Here is an 18,161-nt window from a genome sequence, read left to right as displayed (position 1 = left end):
GGCCACCAGCATCAGAAAGCCGCGCGATTGGGGGTCGCGCGGCTTTCGTCGTTTTATCGCGAAAGTGGGGCCGGATCAGTCCTCCATCGCCTCCAGCTCGTCGATGAAGCCCTCGATCATCGACAGGCCCTTGTCCCAGAAGGCCGGGTCGGTCGCATCGAGCCCGAACGGGGCCAGCAGCGCTTTGTGGTGCAGTGAGCCACCGGCTTCGAGCATCGCGAAATACTTGTCCTGGAAGCCCTGCGGCTCGGCCTCGTAGGCGGCATAGAGCGCGTTCACGAGCCCGTCGCCGAAGGCATAGGCGTAGACGTAGAAGGGCGAGTGGACGAAATGCGGGATATAGGACCAGAAGGTCTCATAGCCGTCCATGAACTCGAACGCCGGACCAAGGCTCTCGCCCTGCACCGACATCCACAGCGCGTTGATGTCTTCGGGCGTCAGCTCCCCTTCGGCGCGCGCCGCATGCAGCTTGCATTCGAAGTCGTAGAAGGCGATCTGGCGCACGACGGTGTTGATCATATCCTCGACCTTGCCCGCCAGAAGGGTCTTGCGCTCTTCCTTGGTCTTGGCGCCTGCCAGCAGCTTGCGGAAGGTCAGCATCTCGCCAAAGACCGAGGCCGTCTCGGCCAGCGTCAGAGGCGTGGAGGAGAGCATCTCGCCCTGTTTCGCGGCCAGCACCTGATGCACGCCGTGGCCCAGCTCATGGGCCAGCGTCATCACGTCGCGCGGTTTGCCCAGATAATTGAGCATCACATAGGGGTGCGCGCTGGTCACGGTCGGATGGGCAAACGCGCCCGGAGCCTTGCCCGGCTTCACGCCCGCATCGATCCAGCCCTTTTCGAAGAAGGGCTGCGCGATCTCGGCCATGCGCGGATCGAAGCCCGCATAGGCGTCCAGCACGGTCGATTTCGCCTCGTCCCACTGGATCTCGCGCGGGGCCTCGGTGGGCAGCGGCGCGTTGCGGTCCCAGACCTGCAACGTGTCGAGCCCAAGCCATTTCGCCTTGAGCGCGTAGTAGCGATGGCTGAGCCGGGGGTAAGCTGCGACCACGGCATCGCGCAGCGCCTGCACGACCTCAGCCTCGACATCGTTCGACAGATGGCGTCCGGTCTGCGGCGTGGGCATTTTGCGCCAGCGATCCTCGATATCTTTTTCCTTGGCCAGCGTGTTGTGGATGCGCGAGAAGGTGCGGATGTTGTCTTTGAAGACGCGCGCCAGAGCATGGGCCGCAGCCTCGCGCCGCGCTCGGTCGTGATCCGAAAGCAGCGTGGTCGTGGCCTCAAGGCTCAGCGTCTCGCCCAGCACGTCGAATTCAAGCGCAGCGGTGGTTTCGTCGAACAGACGGTTCCACGCAGCGGCCCCGACGACGGATTGGTCGTGCAGGAATTTCTCCAGCTCATCGGACAGCTGATAGGGCTTCATCGCGCGCATCCGGTCGAAGACGGGCTTGTAGCGCGAAACGCGCGGATCGGCGAAGACCGTCTCGTAATGGGCATCCTCGATCCGGTTGAACTCGAGGCTGAAGAACACCAGCGGCGTGGTGTAGCCGGTGATCTTGTCCTGCGCGTCGGCCATCTGCTTGACCCGCGCGACATCGCCGGTGTTCTGGTAATAGCGCAGGCCGACATAGGACATGATACGGCCCGCCTTCTCGTCGATCGCCTCGTAGCGCGCGATGCATTCGGCCATGCCAGCCGCATCGAGATCGGCGAGCTTGCCCTCGTAGTCACGCGCAAATTCCGCGCAATGGGTCTCAAGCCAAGACATGTCTGTGGCCAGTTCGGGCGCGTCGGGGGCGGCGTAGAGGTCGCTCAGGTCCCAGTCGGGCAGATCGCCGAACGCCCCTCCGGTCGCGTTGGCATCGAATACGGGGCGGCGCGGGGTAAGTGTCATGGCGTCCTCAAGATCTGGAGTGATGTTCACCAGATAGGGGGGCTGATACCGGATTGACAAGCCCTGCATAAATTTTAGGCAAACACCATGAATTCATGCAAATGCAGCCGCGTTGGGAACCGTCGAGGGGGTGCTGGGCTTTCCCTCACGGGGTTCAGGCTCTAGGAATAGGGTAAGAATGAGGGGTGCATCAGCGTAAATGACAGACTATTTCAACGAGATGTTCGATGGCGGCAAGGTTCGCCCCCCCTATAACGGGCTCGACGGGTGGACGCGGGAGATGCCTGCAGAGTTCCGGGCCATGAAGCAGGCCGAGGCTGAGGCCCTGTTTCGTCGGATCGGCATCACGTTTGCGGTTTATGGCGAAGGGGGCGACCCTGACCGGCTGATCCCGTTCGACATGTTCCCCCGTGTTTTCACCCAGATGGAGTGGCGCAAGCTGGAGCGCGGCATCAAGCAGCGCGCCCGTGCCCTCAACGCGTTTCTTCTGGATGTCTATGGGCGCGGCGAGATCGTGCGCGCCGGGCGTATCCCCGCCCGTCTGGTCTATCAAAACGATGCCTATGAGCGCGCCGTGTCGGGCTTTGTGCCGCCGCGCGGGATCTATAGCCATATCGTGGGTATCGATCTTGTGCGCACCGGGCCCGATCAGTTCTACGTGCTTGAGGACAATTGCCGCACGCCTTCGGGGGTCTCCTATATGCTGGAGAATCGCGAGATCATGATGCGGATGTTCCCCAATCTGTTTCGGGAAAACCGAATCGAGCCGGTCGATGGCTATGCCGATGCGCTGCGCCGCACTATGGCAAGCGTCGCGCCTGCGAAATGCGATGCGGAGCCGACGATTGCGATCCTGACGCCCGGCCATTTCAACTCGGCCTATTACGAGCATTCCTTCTTGGCCGACCTGATGGGGGTCGAACTGGTTGAGGGCGCGGATCTCTTTGTCGAGGGCGGGTTTTGCTGGATGCGCACGACCGAGGGGCCCAAGAAGCTCGATGTGATCTATCGCAGGATCGACGATGCCTTCCTCGATCCGCTCTGCTTCCGGCCCGACTCGATGCTGGGTGTGCCGGGGCTGATGGATGTCTACCGCTCGGGCGGGGTGACGATCTGTTCGGCGCCGGGCGCGGGTGTGGCCGATGACAAGGCGATTTATACTTATGTGCCCGAGATGGTGCGCTTCTACCTTGGCGAAGAGCCGCTTTTGGAGAACGTGCCCACATGGCAATGCGCCAAGAAGGACGACTGCAAATACGTGCTCGAACACCTGCCCGAACTGGTGATCAAGGAGGTCCATGGCTCGGGCGGCTATGGGATGCTTGTCGGTCCGAAATCGACCAAGGAGCAGATCGAGGCCTTCCGACATAAGATCATCGACGATCCCGACAACTACATCGCCCAGCCGACGCTGGCGCTCTCGACGACGCCGACATTCGTCGAAGAGGGTGTGGCCCCGCGCCATGTCGATCTGCGACCCTATTGTCTGGTGGGCGACAAGATCGAGCTGGTGCCGGGCGGACTGACCCGCGTGGCGTTGACCGAAGGGTCGCTCGTGGTGAACTCATCGCAGGGCGGCGGCGTCAAAGATACTTGGGTTCTGGCGGAGTGAGAATCACATGCTAAGCCGGACGGCGGAAAACCTGTTTTGGATCGCGCGCTACATGGAGCGTGCGGAGACGATGTCGCGTCTGCTTGAGGTGGGGGCGCGGATCTCGCTGACGCCCTCTGCCGGGCATGGCTACCGCTCGGAGTGGGAGAGCCTGCTGCAGGCCTCTGGCACCGCCGAGGGCTTTGCCGAGAAATATGGCGACCCGGTCCAGCGCAATATCGAGAGCTACTTGTTCTTTGACCGCGACAACCCGTCGTCGGTGATTTCCTGCATCGAGCGGGCGCGGGAAAATGCGCGCATCGTGCGCACCGCGATCACCGGGCAGGTCTGGGACACTCTCAACACCGCGTTTCAGGATATCCGTCAGCTAGAGCGCAAGCCGCGCTCGGAGATGGAGACCAGCGATCTGTGCGACTGGGTGAACCGGCAATCCTCGCTGCTGCGCGGGACGATGGATTCGAGCATGCTGCGCAATGATGGGTTCTCCTTCATGAATCTGGGCTATGCGCTGGAGCGGGCCGATAACACTGCCCGGCTGATCGATGTGAAGTATTTCGTGCTGCTGCCCTCGGTTTCGATGGTGGGATCGGGCTTTGACAATTACCAATGGCAGGTCCTGCTGCGCGCGATGCAGTCGCACCGGGCATTTCACTGGGCCTATGGCGGCGAGATCACGGCGGCCAAGATTGTGGATTTCCTCATCCTCAACCCCTCCAGCCCGCGCTCGCTGATGTCGGCCGCGCAAAAGGCGATGCGCCATATTGATAGCCTGTCGCGCTTTTACAACCAGCCCTCCGGCCCGGCGCAAGAGCGCGTGCGCGGACTGGTCGACGCGCTCAAGGCGACGCGGGTGCCCGAGATTTTCGACGAAGGCATGCATGAATTCCTGACGCGCTTCATTCATGACATCGGGGATCTGACAGCCCTTGTGCAACGCACCTACCTGACGGGAGAGGCGCAATGATCCTCACGGTCGATCATGTGACGAAATATGCCTATGACGTGCCGATGGGGGCTGCGGTGCAGTCGCTCCGGCTGTTTCCGTCGCGGTTTGAGGGCCAGCGCGAAATCGAGTGGTTGGTGACCATCGAGAACGGCATTCGCGGCGGCAGCTTTCGCGACGGCGCGGGCGACAAGGTCGAGGGCTGGTCGGTGCGTCCGCCGGTCGATGAGGTGGTCGTGACGGTGCGCGGCAAGATCGAGACCTTCGATACATCCGGCGTGCTGCGCGGACATCGTGAACTGGTTCATCCGATGGCCTATCTGCGCGAAACCTCGGCCACATGGGTCGATGACGGTCTGGCAAAGCTGGCCGAAGAGGTCACGCAGGGCCTGAGCGAGCCTTTGCAGAAGGCCCATCGGCTGAGCGCGGCCATTGGTGAGGCCATCGCCTATACCCCCGATGTGACGGACGCGCATACCACCGCCGCCGAGGCTTTGGCGCAGGGGCAGGGCGTATGTCAGGATCACGCGCATGCGCTGATCGCTGCGGCGCGCTCCATCGATCTGCCGGCGCGCTATGTCTCGGGCTATCTGCTGGCCTCTGAGGATGGCGCTCCGCATGAGGCCGCCCATGCCTGGGCGGAGATCTGGGTGCAGGGCATCGGCTGGATCGGTTTTGACGCGGCCAATAGCTGCTGCCCCGATGAGCGCTATATTCGGCTGGGCTCTGGTCTGGACGCGCGCGAGGCCGCCCCGATCAGGGGCGTCGCTCAGGGCGGTGGCGAAGAGAGACTGGACGTCACGGTTGCCCTCGGACAGGTCCAGCAATAAGGTCCGCTTCGATCGGGCAATCTGATCGCGGGATCTGGGGATAAATATGACCTATTGTGTCGGTCTTCTGCTCAATGCAGGCATGGTTTTGCTGTCGGACACGCGCACCAATGGCGGGCTCGACAACATCGCGACCTATCGCAAGATGTTCACCTTCGTGGAGCCCGGCGAGCGGGTGGTTGCGATCATGACGGCCGGGTCTCTTTCGGTCACGCAGACGACCTTGGCGCGGCTGCGCGAAGAAATCGACGCGCCCGAGGCGGATGGCAATAGCTCGATCATGCAGGCCCCCACGATGCTGAAAGTTTCCGAGATCATCGGCAACACTTTGGCCGGGGTGCGCAAGGATATCGTCAGCCGTATGGATGCCGAGCGGATCTCAACCTCGGCCTCGATGATCGTCGCGGGCCAGCGGGCGGGCGGCGAGATGCGGATGTTCCTGATCTACCCGGAGGGGAATTTCATCGAAGCGACCGAGGACACGCCGTTCTTGCAGATCGGCGAGCACAAATACGGCAAGCCGATCCTCGATCGCGTTGTGCGCTCGGAGACCAGCCTTGAGGATGCACAAAAGGCCGTGCTTTTGTCGATGGATTCGACGCTACGCTCGAACCTGTCCGTGGGTATGCCGCTCGATCTCGCGGTGATCCGCAACAATGATTGCAAGATTTCCATGCAGCGCCGCATCGAGGCGGGCGATACGGATTTCGCCGAGATGTCGGAGGCTTGGTCCACCGCGCTGCGCGACAGCTTCACGCAGATTCAGCTCTGACACCTGCATCCCGGCCGCCTGCGGCATCAAACATCTCCGCGCAGCGATCATAGAATTTCGTGCGTGTGGCGGGCACTTCCATCATGATCTCGTGCTCGGAGCCGGGCATGACGTCGAACGCAGCATTGGGCCAGCGCGCCATCCGGTCATGGACCGCAGGCGTGTGCACGATCTTCTCCTCGCCGCCAAGCGCGCAATAGCAGGGCAGATCGGGTGAGGGCAGAGCGCTCAGCGCTTCGCATTCCAGCAGGCTTTCCGCGACCCAGTGGATCGTCGCCCCGCCAATGGTCAGCGCAGGTTCCGCGGCGGCTTGCGAGATCAGCCAAGACCACATGGCGGGATCGCGCGTCAGGCGGTTCTCGTTGAAGCTCGAGCGATACACATAGGTCTCGTCGGTCATGCCGGGGGCAAATGATTCCGCCATGAAAGAATCGCCGAAAAGCTGCGCCAGAAGGATCCGGAACGGGTGCAGCGGGGCCGGCGCCTTGATGCCCCACATCGGTGCTGAAAACGCAGCCGACGCGAAGACATGGCCGGGCGTCATGATATGGCGCAGGCCGATGGCACCGCCCATCGAATGGCCTACGAAATGGAACGGCTCTGGCAGGCCCAGCTCTTTGGCCGCCGCAATCACAGCCTTCAGATCAAGTTGATAATCGAGGATGCCGCCGACATGGCCCTTCATCGGATCCTTGGGCAAGACGCGGTCCGCCAAGCCCTGACCGCGCCAGTCGATGGCCAGCATGCCATAGCCCCGCGCGGCAAATTCCACCGCTGCGGGACCATATTTTTCGATATATTCGGTGCGCCCACATAGCAAAAAGACGGTTCCACGCGCGTCACTCGGGGCGGGCCAATGGCCCATACGGATGCGATATCCGTCCTCGGTCTTGAGCCAATAGGCGGCACCGCCTTCGGGGCCGCGCGCGATCACGTCGAAAAGGGGCGCGGTCTCCATCAGGCGAGCGCAGCCCCAAGCTGCATCGCAAGACCCATCGAGCCGTCGACGCTGAGCTTGCCCGACATGAAGGCCGAAGTCGGGTTCACGTCGCCATTGAGCATTCCCTCGAAGGTTTCGCGATCCGCCGTCAGCACGACCTCTGCTTCGTCATCCCCCGGGCGCACGCCGGATTCGTCGACGATGATCGAGCCTTCGTCCTTGATCACGAATTTTGCGGTCGAGGAAAAGCCGTCCGGCAGTTTCTGTTTCAGTGCTGCGACAGCCTGGTCGATCACTTCACTCATCGTTGTCCTCCAGATTTGAATGGCCGGGCTCTCGCTTTCTCCGGCAATTGAGTTACTCTCTCGTTATGTGGCACGTCATCAACAGATACAAATATGCCGTCACGGCATTGTGCGTAGGGTTTTCACTCGCAGCAATGGCGGCTTTCCCCTCTCGCGCAGAAACTGACGGGCTTGCGCCGTATTTCAAGGAGTTGGCCGATCCCAACGATCCGGGCTGGTCGCGCGCCGAGGCCGATATTCGCCGTGCTTGGTCACGCTCGGGCTCACCGGCGATGGATCTGTTGCTCAAACGGGGGGAATCTGCGCTCGATGATGGCGACACAGAGGCCGCGATCGAGCATTTCACGGCCCTTGTCGATCATGCGCCCGATTTCGCCGAAGGCTGGAACGGGCGGGCGACCGCGTATTTCATGGCCGGTCTTTACGGGCCTGCAGCCTCTGATATTGCCCATGTGCTCAAGCTGGAGCCACGCCATTGGGGCGCCTTGGCCGGGCTCGGCACGATGCTCGAAGAAATGGGCGATGATTCGCGCGCCTTGAAGGCCTATCAGGCCTCTTTCGCCTTGAACCCACACCAGCAGGATGTGAAAGACGCAATCGCGCGTCTGGACAAGACGCATCAGGGAACGGCGCTTTAAGGCCGGTTAGGGAAGCTAGAATGCAAACCGGGCGGATCACGGCCGTGCTGGGGCCGACCAATACTGGCAAGACCCATTACGCAATTGAGCGGATGCTGGCGCATCGGACCGGCGTCATCGGGCTGCCGCTGCGTCTGCTCGCGCGCGAGGTCTATGACCGGATCGTGGCGCAGCGCGGGCCAAGCGTGGTGGCTTTGGTCACCGGCGAAGAGCGCATCGTGCCCGAGCGCACGCAATATTGGGTGGCCACGACCGAGGCGATGCCGACCAATATCGGCGCGGATTTTCTGGCCATCGACGAGATCCAGCTCTGCGGCGATCCCGAGCGCGGCCATGTCTTCACAGACCGCTTGTTGCACGCGCGGGGCTTGCACGAGACGCTGTTTCTGGGATCGGAAACGATGCGCGGGGCGATTGCGGCTCTGGTGCCCAAGGTGCAGTTTTCCAAGCGTGAGCGCTTCTCGGAGCTTACCTATGCAGGCTCCAAGAAGATTTCTCGGATGAAGCCGCGCTCTGCCATCGTCGGGTTTTCGGTCGAGAATACCTATGCCATGGCCGAGCTGATCCGCCGCCAGAAAGGCGGCTGTGCGGTGGTGATGGGCGCGCTCAGCCCGCGCACGCGCAACGCGCAGGTGGCGATGTATCAAAATGGCGATGTCGATTATCTGGTCGCCACCGATGCGATCGGGATGGGGCTGAACCTCGATATCGACCATGTCGCCTTTTCGGCCACGTCGAAATTCGATGGTCGCCGGATGCGCCCGCTCTTTCCCTATGAGCTGGCCCAGATCGCGGGCCGCGCGGGGCGGCACACGACAGACGGGACTTTTGGGGTCACGGGTGAGGCAAGCCCGCTTCAGCCCGAGATTGTCGATGCCATCGAAAACCACCGCTTCGCGCCGCTCCAGCGGCTGCAATGGCGCAATGACCGGTTGGAATTTGGCACGCTTGACCGCCTGATCGGCGCGCTTGAGGCCCGGCCCGAGCCGCGCGACGGCGGAGAATGGCTCACCAAGGGACGCGAGGCCGATGACCTGCGCGCGCTCAAGGTGCTTGGCGAAGATCCGGAGGTGCGTGACCGGGTGAGCCGCCCAAGCGATGTGCAATTGCTTTGGGATGTGTGCCGAATCCCTGATTTTCGCTCGATTTCCGAGGCCGAGCATGCAACGCTCTTGGCGCGGATTTTCGGCTTTTTGCAGTCGGGGCGCGGGGTGCCCTCGGATTGGCTGAGACGCCAGATCGAGCGGATCGACCGCACCGGCGGAGATATCGATACGCTGTCGCGCAGGCTCGCTTTTATCCGCACTTGGACCTATGTTGCGCAACGCAAGGGCTGGGTCGATGACGAAAGCCATTGGCGCGAGGCGACCCGCGCTGTAGAAGACCGCCTGTCAGATGCGCTCCACGGCGCTTTGACCCAACGATTTGTGGACCGGCGCACCTCTGTGTTGCTGCGCCGGCTCAAGCAGAAGGAGACCCTCGTGGCCGAGGTGAATGACAAGGGCGAAGTGACGGTTGAGGGCGAATATGCCGGCCGTCTGGATGGGTTCCGGTTCCGTCAGGATGAAACCGGGTCGCCCGATGAGGCAAAGATGCTCGCCCGTGCGGCCTATGAGGCGCTCGCGCCCGAGTTCAATCTGCGCGCGGACCGTTTCTATAACGCCCCCGATACCGAGATGGATTTCACCGAGCAGGGTGGCCTCATGTGGGGCGACACCGCGGTGGGCAAGCTGGTCAAGGGCGGCGATGTGATGCGCCCCTCCGTTCAGGCTTTCGTCGATGACGAGGCCGGATCAGACGTGGCCGAGAAGGTTACGCGCCGCTTGCAGCACTTCATCGACCGCAAGGTGGCCGCCCTTTTCGAGCCGCTTCTGGCGATGAGCCGCGACGAGGCGCTGACCGGGCTCGCCCGTGGCTTTGCCTTCCGGCTGGTGGAAACGCTGGGCATCATCCCGCGCGATCAGGTGGCCGCCGAGGTCAAGGAACTGGATCAGGAAGCGCGTGGCAGCCTGCGCAAGCATGGCGTGCGCTTTGGTCAGTACACGATCTTCATGCCCGCCCTTCTCAAGCCTGCACCGACGCGGTTGCGCCTTGTGCTGGCCTCGCTTTGGGATGGGCGCGACGAATTCCCCGAAAGCCCGCCCCCCGGTCTGGTCACGATCCCCAATATTGAAGGGTTCGAGCCGGAGGCCTACCGTCTCTCGGGCTATCGTCCGTCCGGCGCGCGCGCGATTCGCATCGACATGCTTGAGCGTCTGGCAGATCTGCTGCGCGGCCAAGACAGTCGCGGTGGGTTCGAGGCCAATCCCGACATGCTCTCGATCACCGGCATGACGCTGGAGCAATTCGCCGATCTGATGGGCGGTTTGGGCTATAAGGCCGAGCAGGGCGAACGCCCCAAGGTCAAGCCCGCTGATCCCGCCAAGCCCGCATCGGAAGCCGCGACCGCGCCTGAGGCTGACAGCCCGGATGCGGCAGGCGCGCCCTCAGCGTCTGAGAGCCAGCCGGACACTGCACCCGCTGCCGAAGAGGCACCGGCAGATGCGGCACCCGCCGAGGCAGAGAGCGCCCCCGAGGTCGAGACTTTCTACACCTTCACATGGGCCCCGCGCCCGCGTGCCAATCCCCGTGGACCGCGTCGCGATGGCGGCAATTCCGATGCCCCGCGCGGTGAGCGCAAGGGCGGGCGTCCGCAGGGCAAAAAGGGCAAGAAGGGCGGCAAACCCGAAGGGGGAGGCGCGCGCAATTTCGAAGCGCGTCCGCCGCGCAAGGAAAAGCCGATCGATCCCGACAACCCCTTTGCCGTGCTCGCAGCGCTCAAGGACAAGAAGTAAGCGCGGCCCGCTATGGCTGAGGACGCACCCGAGCGCATCCGCATCGACAAATGGCTCTGGCATGCCCGCTTTTGCAAGACGCGCGGGCTTGCCCAAGAACTGGTGCAGGGCAAGCGGGTGCGCGTCAACGGGCTGCGTGTCGAGAAGCCGGGCCGTGCAATCGGCCCGGGCGATGTGCTGACATTGCGGATCGGGGCCGACACACGGCTGGTGCGCGTGCTTGGCTGCGGCACGCGCCGTGGCCCTGCCAGCGAGGCGCAGGAGCTCTACGAGTTGGTGGAGGCGGGCGCCTGAATGGCGTTCCAACTTTGCCCCGCCGGGCCGTATTTTAATCCGCAACCTCTCTCTTGAAAGAGCCGCCGAGCCTCGATAGGACAGGGCGGAACGTCGCAAAACCGGGATTTCGCCATGACCTATGTCGTCATCGATAGCTGCATCAACTGCAAATATACCGACTGTGTCGAGGTCTGCCCGGTCGATTGCTTCTATGAGGGCGAAAACACCTTGGTGATTCACCCCGATGAATGCATCGATTGCGGCGTGTGCGAGCCTGAGTGCCCTGCCGACGCGATCCGGCCCGACACCGAGCCGGGGATGGAGAGCTGGGTCGAGATGAACCGCAAATATTCCGAGATTTGGCCGGTCATCACGCAGAAGAAAGACCCGATGCCGGATGCCGAGAAATATGATGGCGAAACCGGCAAGATGGAGAAGTACTTCTCCGAAGCGCCCGGCGAGGGCGATTGAGCGAGACGGCGCTGATTCTCGCGCGTGCCCCTCGTTCAAGGCTGATTCGGGGGCCGTTACCTGGGTGTTACAGACCCGAAACATTCTTATTTCGTAGTGTAAGATCCTGAGAAACAAGGATCTTGCCGAAGCGCGCCGTCGTCGCGCTTTAAAATGCGGCAATTTCCTGCTATATTAAGATCATAAAAAGAGTTTCGACCCCATCTTCCTCCCTCGCGCTCGCCGGTGGAAGCCGATCTCGAAGGCAAGTCAGGCACACGGAGCCAGCGGCGCCGTGGGCTTTTTATGCTCTCTTGATACCGGGGCCCGACGCTCGCTGCAAGAAAGCGAACCGCATGACCAAGACTAAGAAATCCGAATTCCGCCCCAATGATTTCGTCGTTTACCCGGCGCATGGTGTGGGCAAAATCATGTCTATCGAAGAGCAAGAGATTGCCGGGCTCAAGCTTGAGCTGTTCGTGATCTCGTTCGAGAAAGACAAGATGACCCTGCGCGTCCCGACGCATAAGGCAACCGAAGTGGGTATGCGGAGTCTCTCCTCGCCGGACATTGTGAGCAAGGCGCTGGAGACCCTCAAGGGCAAAGCCAAGGTCAAGCGCGCGATGTGGTCGCGCCGCGCTCAGGAATACGAGCAAAAGATCAATTCCGGCGATCTGCTGGCGATTGCCGAAGTGGTGCGCGATCTGCACCGCTCGGACGATCAGCGCGAGCAGTCCTATTCCGAGCGTCAGCTGTATGAAGCAGCGCTCGAGCGCCTGACGCGCGAAGTTGCAGCCGTGTCGGGGACCGACGAGGTTCGCGCCGCACAGACCGTCGATGAGGTTCTGATCGGTCGCGCTGCCTGATCACCTGACGGCGCATCTGAACTATAACGCGGGGTCTGCGGACCTCGCGTTTTTTCGTTTGGCCTAGCGGGTCGCTGCCATCCATGCGCTTGTGCCCAAAAGGGCGGTGCCGCTGCCCAAGGAGATCCAGCGCTGTGTCCGCGGTGCGCGCAAGGCCCCCGCCAAGCGGGCGGCGAGAAAAGCATAGCCGCTCAATACCAAGGCGACGACCATGCTGGAGCTGAGCACGAGGATCAGAAACTGGGGCAGGGCGGGGCTGCTGGCATCGATAAACTGCGCAAAGAACGCCATGTAGAACAGGATCGCTTTCGGGTTGAGCACGCCTGTCAGAAACCCTGCACGCAAGCCGGTGCGTGATGTCGGATGCTCTGTGGCAGGCGCTACGCTGCCGCGCGCGGCCTCTCGAAGCTGCAGAAGACCGAGCACGGCCAGATAGGCAATGCCGCCCCATTTCAAAACCCCATAGGCCACAGCCGAGGTCGCAAGGATCGCGCCAAGCCCGAAATAGGCCAGCACCATGATCACGACCTCGCCCAGAACATCCCCGAGCACGCAAAGCACTGCGGCGCGGCGCCCGTGGCGCAACGCGGTCACGCTGACCATTACGACACTCGGGCCGGGCATGAGGGAGATGGCGGTGTAGATCGCCACATAGCTGATCCAGACCTCTGGGTTCATGGAGTGATAGCCTTGCTACGCATCGGGGCCGCCCGCGACTGTGCCCGGGCTCTCTCGCTCATCGCGTTCGGTCTCGTCGCGACGCCGGTACTGTTCCATCATCGCCGCTTCCAGTTCGGCATTCAGCTCTTTGGTGCGCGCGATATAGGCTGCGTTCTGCTCGACCGGCACACCCGGTTTCCAGACCTGCGCCAGATCGCGCACGGCCGCCCGGTCGAGCTTGAAGAACAACTTCTGCAACTCTGAGGCTTCGAAGGCAGACAGACCGGAATTCTCGAGCACGTAGCGCCCCGCGCGCACGCTGGAGTCGAACATCTCGCGGACGATGTCATTGGCCCCCGCCTTGTAGAGGTCGAACACATGGGTGCGGTCGCGGGCGCGCGCGATGATATGCAGATCGGGCCGGGTCCGGCGGGCATAGCGCACCAGCTCGGTCGCCTTGTCGCGCCCATCGAGTGCCACCACGAGCACCTTCGCGCTTTCAATCCCGGCTGCAGTGAGCAGATCGGGGCGGGTCGGGTCGCCAAAATACCCCTTGAAGCCGAAGGTCCGCATCAGCTGGATCGTGCGCAGGTCATTGTCGATCACGGTCGTGCGCAGCCCCGACATCGTGACCATCCGGTTGACCACTTGCCCAAAGCGACCAACCCCCGCGATGATGACGGGCTGTTGCTCGTCGATATTGTCGGCATCGGGCCCTTTGGCGGGGCGGGCGAAGCGCGAAATCTGATCGTGCAGGATAAACAGAAGCGGCGTGAGCAACATTGAGAGCGCGACCACCACCAGCACCTTTTCCGCGAGCGCATCGGGCAAGATCCGCTGTGCCACCGCGAAGGAGACCAGCACGAAGCCGAATTCCCCGGCTTGTGCGAGGCTCAGCGTGAAGAGCGAGCGATCCGATCCGCGCAGCTTGAACAGGACCGACAGCCCGTAGAGCACCGCCGATTTGAGTGCCACCAGCATGATCACCAGCGCCGCGATATTCCACGGCTGGGCGAGGATGACATCGAAGTTGATGCCCGCCCCCACGGTGATGAAAAAGAGCCCCATCAGCAGGCCCTTGAAGGGCTCGATATCGCTTTCCAGCTCATGCTTGAACTCGCTATCAGCCAGAACGACGCCTGCAAGGAAAGTGCCGAGAGCGGGCGAGAGGCCGACAAGGTTCATCAAGCTCGCGATGCCGACGACGATTAGAAGTGCCATCGCGGTGTTGATCTCGCGCAGCTTTGCGGTCTGGACGAATTTGAACAGTGGGCGGATCAGGTAATGCCCCATCAGCACGGTCAGCACCACGGCGGCCAGAGTGATAAACGTCACGCCCCACGCAGGCAGCGATTCGATGAAACGGGCGACCACGTGATCGCCATGCTCGGCCTTGGCCACGGCGCGTGCGCCGGGCAGCGCCAGCAGCGGCATCAGCGCCAGCATCGGGATTACCGCGATGTCCTGAGTGAGCAGCACCGCGAAGGCAGAGCGCCCGCCCGCTGTCTGCATCAGCCGCTTTTCGTTGAGCGTTTGCAGCACGATCGCCGTCGAGGACAGCGACATCACCATGCCAAGCGCAAGGGCGACGCGGTAATCCTCCCCCATCACCATGATGATGCCGGTGATCAGCACCATCGTCACCACGACCTGCAAGCCGCCCAAGCCGATCAGCTTGTCGCGCATCGCCCAAAGCGCGCGCGGTTCCAGCTCCAGTCCGATCAGGAACAGCATCATCACGACGCCGAATTCTGCGAAATGCTGCAAGTCGTTTATCTCGGAGCCGGAAAATCCGGTCAAAGGTCCGATCAAGATGCCAGCCAGCAAATAGCCCAGCACCGACCCCAACCCCGCGCGGGTCGCGAGCGGTACGGCCACGACCATCGCGAACAGGTAGATCGTCGCGTAAAAGAGAAAGCTTTCCATACCCTTGGCGGTCCTCTGACCCCGCGGAGGTTTCCGCGTGTAGTGACATATAGCAGAGTTGCACGCAGCGACCCGCCCTTAGGGTAGGGGGCACGCGTTCAGGTGCAAGGGGCGATTGCCCGAGACTGGCGACTAGCCGCCTTGCAGCATTTTCAGCGTGTAGGCGCGTGACCCTTTTTGATAGGTCAACTGGTTCGAGCCAATCGCCAGAACCGTCCCGCCGTCCAGCCGGTCTCCGACGCCGACCTTGACGAAACGCCCGGTCTTGAGCCGGATCAGCGCACGGCGGCTCGCGGAGGAGCCATAGAGCCCAATCAAGTTCATCTGGCGCAGGTTGATCGCGCCTTGCTCGGTGGCGCGTTTGGCGACCGATGCCGAGGTCGGCAGGCGCGGTGCGGGCTGGGTCGGCTCCGGCTCATCAAGATCCGGCGCCTGAGCCGCAGGGGCTGGGGTGGGGGCCGCTGCGGCCGTTTGCGCGGGGGCTTGGGGTGTGGCGATTGCTGCGGCCAGCGCCGCCTCGACCGAGCGCGAGAAATCGCGCGGCTTTTCAGGCGGGCGGGCCGAGGCTTCGACCGCCAGAGGGGTGGCTGTGGCAAAGCGCTTTGCTTCTTCCGCCGCTGCGGCCTCGGCGGCGGCCTTGGCAGCCTGTGCCGCATCAGCGACGCTTGAGGGCCGCGCCTTTGGCGACAGGCCCGCAAGCTGTGGATCTTGCGGCAGCGGCGTGGCAACTGCGGCATCATCCGCGCTCGAGGGGGCGGTCTGAGTGGGTGTCTCCTGAGCCTTGCTCGAGATCGCCGCCGGGCGCAGCACCGGACGCGCGTCTGCGAGTGAGGGGTCGTTTTGCGCCGGCAGGGGGCTGGCGGCCGGTGTCTGCGCAGCGGTCTGATCTGGCGCGGCAAGCGTCTGGGGGCGCGGCGTTGGTTGGAACGGCGCCAACGCAGGCAGAGCGTTGAGCGTGTCTTCCGGGCGCAGCGGAGCCGGCGGCAGCGTTGCCGCATAGGCCTGCGATACGCTTTGGGGCCGCGCACGCGAGGCGATCGGGGGCTTGCCCGCGTAAAGCGTAAACCCGCCCGGCATAGTCACACCGTCTTTCGTTGGCGCGACCGGGGCTGCCTCGGTTTCGGGCGGCGCGACATTGGGCGGCGGCAGAGGCTTGGCCGTGAAGGGCGGCATCTCGCCGGGGCTCGGCGTTGCGGCCTGAGGCGCGGCATCCGCCGTGACGGTGCTCTGCTCCGGCGCGGACGCAGCGGTGTCGGTCTGTGCTGTATCGGCCTGTGCGGTATCGGACTGAGCGGTGTTGGCCTGAGCGGTGTCAGACGGCGCGCTGTCCGGCTGCGCGGTTTCGGGCTCAGCGGTCGCAACATTCGCGTCGGGTTGAGCGGCCTCGGGCGTCACGCTCGGAACGGGGCTCGCCTCGGGGGCGGGCTCGGCCGTGGCCTCGGCGCTGGCGTCTGGCTGGGCGGAAGGTGCCGGATCGAGCGCCGCCATCGTGTCTGCGGGTGGCTCGGCTGTGGCTGTGTCACTCGAGGCCAGCGTATCTTGTGGCGCGGGCGTTTCGGTGGACGACAGGAAGCTGGTCCAAAGCCCGACAATCGCTAGAAACAGAACCAGCGCGCCGACCATCAGCGCGCCCAGATAGCGCGGCTTGCCAAGTCGATCAGAGCCTTTGCGCGCGCCGAAAACGGTCGTCTCGGCGGAGGGCGCGGGGCCGTGAGTGGTCGTGGGTTTGGTCGCCGGTTGGGGCTTGGCTTTCGCCTTGGCGCGGGCCGAGAGCGCCGCAGCTCCCAGAGCGGCAGTCCCGCTCAACCCCTTGCGCGCGGCCCGACCGAGCTTGCGCTTGCGGTCTTTCTTCTGATCGGCGGGCGGCGTGGGCTCGGGCAGATCAAGCCCCGGCGCCGTGATTGCTGCGTGACCGGTGAGAGACTTGTGGCGCTCGCCCTGTGCAGAACTCGTGCGCGCGACGCCGCCAAGCTTCGGCGTGCTCGCGGCTGTCGCATCCTGCGTGAGCAGGCGCGCGGAAGAAAACGGATCGGCGGTCTGCGGCCCGGCGCTGGACGGGGTTTTGGTGTTTGGCGGGGCGGCTGTCTCCGGGGGGGCAGGCGCTGGTTCTTTGAGCTTTGAGCCCTCGTCTGGGGCGGCATCAAGGGCTGCCAAATCGGCCAGATCTTCGGGCGAGACTGTCTCTTCCGGCTCGCTTGCCTGCGTGGATGTCGCGGCCGGAATTTGTGGCTCGACAGGCGCTGTGGGACGCGCAAGGGCTTCCTCAGCCTCAGCCTCAGCCTCAGCCTCAGCGATCACGGGCGTGGCGCTTGCGGGCACGGGGCCTTCGGCGGCGGCGACGCCCGCATTGGCGTGGAGATCCTGCGCTGGATCAGCCTCTGTCTCTTCAGTCTGCGCGGGGGGCTTGATGCCAGTGTCCGACGCGGGGGGCTCTGCCGACGCATCGTTTGGCGCTGCGCTCTCAGTCAGGGTCTCGGGCGCGGCCGCAATATCGGCAATCGGCGTGTCGTCACGTTCGACCTGCGCCCCTTCGGGCAGATGGGCGGCGGCCCCCTTGGCCGTTCCAAACCACGGCTCTCCCGTGAAATCGCCGGGGATCGGGATCGTCACGAAGCTGACCGGGTTAAGGCCATGGGACTGCGCGAAGGCTTCCGCCTCGGCAAGGGTTTCGCGGGCTACGACGGCCACCTGCACGGTCTGGCCACTGCCCGAAAAATCATAGACCAGTTCCGAGACCGGGTAGGGCGTGACGCCGTCCAGCGCGGCCTCGATCTGCTTGTGGCGCTGTGCAGGCGTGCTGCCGGGCGCATAGATCGCCGTGTAGAGGATCTGCGAGGCCGGGATGACCACCTTTGTCGTCATGCCATGCGGCGCAAGGCTCTGAGCCTGTCGCCGCAACGCTGCGAGATCTGCATCGAGCGTTTCAGAGTCAGGAGAGACCTCGCCCAGACGCGCCCAGCCCGCGCGCGTGCGGTGAAGCAGGCCAATGCCGTCATGCGATAAGATCAGAGCAAATTCGGGTTTCATGGCATCTCGAAAAGGAGCTGAGGCGGGGCGCGGCGCAGGTATCGCCCTCTTCACATATTCGTAAAGCAGTTTTGTAGCCCTGAAAAGCGCTCTGGCGGCTTGGACAGCAGAGGCTTGCCGATTTTTTCAAGATATGGATCGGGTCGGCCAAAACGCGCCTACAAGTTGTGGCGTTAGCCTGCCCGGTGC

General features: G+C 63.4%; 15 protein-coding genes. 9 read left to right on the top strand and 6 right to left on the bottom strand.

All coding sequences use genetic code 11. From position 1 onward, the window contains the following. Nucleotides 1-75 precede the first annotated feature (75 nt). The gene (locus DL1_RS13790) at nt 76-1,893 is read right to left on the bottom strand and encodes a M3 family oligoendopeptidase (protein ID WP_038067384.1); all 1,818 of its coding nucleotides are present in this window, start codon (nt 1,891-1,893) and stop codon (nt 76-78) included. A gap of 199 nt (nt 1,894-2,092) precedes the next feature. Here DL1_RS13790 and DL1_RS13785 point away from each other — a divergent pair, with 199 nt between their 5' ends. From DL1_RS13785 to DL1_RS13770, 4 genes are read left to right on the top strand one after another with little or no spacing between them, the layout of a single operon-like run. Beyond that, entirely contained in the window at nt 2,093-3,505 is a 1,413-nt protein-coding gene (locus tag DL1_RS13785; protein WP_038067382.1) for a circularly permuted type 2 ATP-grasp protein, read from the top strand. A gap of 7 nt (nt 3,506-3,512) precedes the next feature. Then, nucleotides 3,513-4,469 carry an alpha-E domain-containing protein gene (locus DL1_RS13780; RefSeq protein WP_038067378.1) on the top strand — a complete coding sequence of 319 codons (957 nt, stop codon included), beginning with the start codon at nt 3,513-3,515 and terminating at the stop codon, nt 4,467-4,469. Beyond that, on the top strand, nt 4,466-5,278 hold the full coding sequence (locus DL1_RS13775) for a transglutaminase family protein (protein ID WP_038067376.1): 813 nt from the start codon (nt 4,466-4,468) through the stop codon (nt 5,276-5,278). Before DL1_RS13780 ends, DL1_RS13775 begins: the two co-directional genes overlap by 4 nt. Before the next feature lie 46 nt (nt 5,279-5,324). After that, nucleotides 5,325-6,050, top strand: a complete 726-nt coding sequence (locus DL1_RS13770; RefSeq protein ID WP_038067375.1) for a proteasome-type protease — start codon at nt 5,325-5,327, stop codon at nt 6,048-6,050. Here DL1_RS13770 and DL1_RS13765 read toward each other — a convergent pair. Beyond that, entirely contained in the window at nt 6,031-7,008 is a 978-nt protein-coding gene (locus DL1_RS13765) for an alpha/beta hydrolase (protein ID WP_051693564.1), read from the bottom strand. The two genes, DL1_RS13770 and DL1_RS13765, sit on opposite strands and share 20 nt — an antisense overlap. Further along, on the bottom strand, nt 7,008-7,295 hold the full coding sequence (locus tag DL1_RS13760) for an SCP2 sterol-binding domain-containing protein (protein ID WP_038067372.1): 288 nt from the start codon (nt 7,293-7,295) through the stop codon (nt 7,008-7,010). Before DL1_RS13760 ends, DL1_RS13765 begins: the two co-directional genes overlap by 1 nt. Before the next feature lie 134 nt (nt 7,296-7,429). Between DL1_RS13760 and DL1_RS13755 the strand changes: the two genes are divergently transcribed. The 5 genes from DL1_RS13755 (at nt 7,430) to DL1_RS13735 (ending at nt 12,359) form a co-directional block, all read left to right on the top strand. Then, entirely contained in the window at nt 7,430-7,933 is a 504-nt protein-coding gene (locus DL1_RS13755) for a tetratricopeptide repeat protein (protein ID WP_143081609.1), read from the top strand. A 20-nt stretch (nt 7,934-7,953) separates the two neighbouring features. Further along, nucleotides 7,954-10,767: a helicase-related protein gene (locus DL1_RS13750; RefSeq protein WP_038067367.1), complete on the top strand. Its 2,814-nt coding sequence runs from the start codon at nt 7,954-7,956 to the stop codon at nt 10,765-10,767. Nucleotides 10,768-10,779: 12 nt separating this feature from the next. Then, nucleotides 10,780-11,061, top strand: coding sequence for an RNA-binding S4 domain-containing protein (locus tag DL1_RS13745; RefSeq protein WP_038067364.1), 282 nt, complete (start codon nt 10,780-10,782; stop codon nt 11,059-11,061). A gap of 114 nt (nt 11,062-11,175) precedes the next feature. Further along, the gene (gene fdxA / locus DL1_RS13740) at nt 11,176-11,514 is read left to right on the top strand and encodes a ferredoxin FdxA (protein ID WP_038067361.1); all 339 of its coding nucleotides are present in this window, start codon (nt 11,176-11,178) and stop codon (nt 11,512-11,514) included. A 335-nt stretch (nt 11,515-11,849) separates the two neighbouring features. Beyond that, a complete protein-coding gene (locus DL1_RS13735) occupies nt 11,850-12,359 on the top strand; it encodes a CarD family transcriptional regulator (protein ID WP_038067358.1) in 510 nt (169 codons plus the stop codon). A gap of 63 nt (nt 12,360-12,422) precedes the next feature. Here the strand turns inward: DL1_RS13735 and DL1_RS13730 are convergent, their stop codons facing one another. The 3 genes from DL1_RS13730 to DL1_RS13720 form a co-directional block, all read right to left on the bottom strand. Then, complete coding sequence (locus DL1_RS13730; RefSeq protein WP_038067355.1) at nt 12,423-13,037, bottom strand: LysE family translocator; 615 nt, start codon at nt 13,035-13,037, stop codon at nt 12,423-12,425. A 15-nt stretch (nt 13,038-13,052) separates the two neighbouring features. Continuing rightward, nucleotides 13,053-14,945 carry a monovalent cation:proton antiporter-2 (CPA2) family protein gene (locus DL1_RS13725; protein ID WP_038067351.1) on the bottom strand — a complete coding sequence of 631 codons (1,893 nt, stop codon included), beginning with the start codon at nt 14,943-14,945 and terminating at the stop codon, nt 13,053-13,055. 132 nt (nt 14,946-15,077) lie between these two features. Further along, nucleotides 15,078-17,972, bottom strand: a complete 2,895-nt coding sequence (locus tag DL1_RS13720) for a hypothetical protein (protein ID WP_038067348.1) — start codon at nt 17,970-17,972, stop codon at nt 15,078-15,080. Between the last annotated feature and the right edge of the window lie 189 nt (nt 17,973-18,161).

Origin of the sequence: Thioclava dalianensis (genome assembly GCF_000715505.1) — a bacterium.
Lineage (GTDB): Bacteria > Pseudomonadota > Alphaproteobacteria > Rhodobacterales > Rhodobacteraceae > Thioclava > Thioclava dalianensis.
The sequence above is the reverse complement of the archived record's forward strand: the minus strand, read 5'-3'. Positions and strand labels throughout refer to the sequence as shown.

What these genes read in the sequence shown, in the direction of transcription:
- DL1_RS13775 (WP_038067376.1), top strand. Translation starts at nt 4,466, where the DNA reads ATGATCCTCACGGTCGATCATGTGACGAAATATGCCTATGACGTGCCG.
- DL1_RS13790 (WP_038067384.1), bottom strand. Translation starts at nt 1,893, where the DNA reads ATGACACTTACCCCGCGCCGCCCCGTATTCGATGCCAACGCGACCGGA.
- DL1_RS13725 (WP_038067351.1), bottom strand. Translation starts at nt 14,945, where the DNA reads ATGGAAAGCTTTCTCTTTTACGCGACGATCTACCTGTTCGCGATGGTC.
- DL1_RS13765 (WP_051693564.1), bottom strand. Translation starts at nt 7,008, where the DNA reads ATGGAGACCGCGCCCCTTTTCGACGTGATCGCGCGCGGCCCCGAAGGC.
- DL1_RS13730 (WP_038067355.1), bottom strand. Translation starts at nt 13,037, where the DNA reads ATGAACCCAGAGGTCTGGATCAGCTATGTGGCGATCTACACCGCCATC.
- DL1_RS13735 (WP_038067358.1), top strand. Translation starts at nt 11,850, where the DNA reads ATGACCAAGACTAAGAAATCCGAATTCCGCCCCAATGATTTCGTCGTT.
- DL1_RS13750 (WP_038067367.1), top strand. Translation starts at nt 7,954, where the DNA reads ATGCAAACCGGGCGGATCACGGCCGTGCTGGGGCCGACCAATACTGGC.
- DL1_RS13745 (WP_038067364.1), top strand. Translation starts at nt 10,780, where the DNA reads ATGGCTGAGGACGCACCCGAGCGCATCCGCATCGACAAATGGCTCTGG.
- DL1_RS13755 (WP_143081609.1), top strand. Translation starts at nt 7,430, where the DNA reads ATGGCGGCTTTCCCCTCTCGCGCAGAAACTGACGGGCTTGCGCCGTAT.
- DL1_RS13785 (WP_038067382.1), top strand. Translation starts at nt 2,093, where the DNA reads ATGACAGACTATTTCAACGAGATGTTCGATGGCGGCAAGGTTCGCCCC.
- DL1_RS13760 (WP_038067372.1), bottom strand. Translation starts at nt 7,295, where the DNA reads ATGAGTGAAGTGATCGACCAGGCTGTCGCAGCACTGAAACAGAAACTG.
- DL1_RS13770 (WP_038067375.1), top strand. Translation starts at nt 5,325, where the DNA reads ATGACCTATTGTGTCGGTCTTCTGCTCAATGCAGGCATGGTTTTGCTG.
- fdxA (WP_038067361.1), top strand. Translation starts at nt 11,176, where the DNA reads ATGACCTATGTCGTCATCGATAGCTGCATCAACTGCAAATATACCGAC.
- DL1_RS13720 (WP_038067348.1), bottom strand. Translation starts at nt 17,972, where the DNA reads ATGAAACCCGAATTTGCTCTGATCTTATCGCATGACGGCATTGGCCTG.
- DL1_RS13780 (WP_038067378.1), top strand. Translation starts at nt 3,513, where the DNA reads ATGCTAAGCCGGACGGCGGAAAACCTGTTTTGGATCGCGCGCTACATG.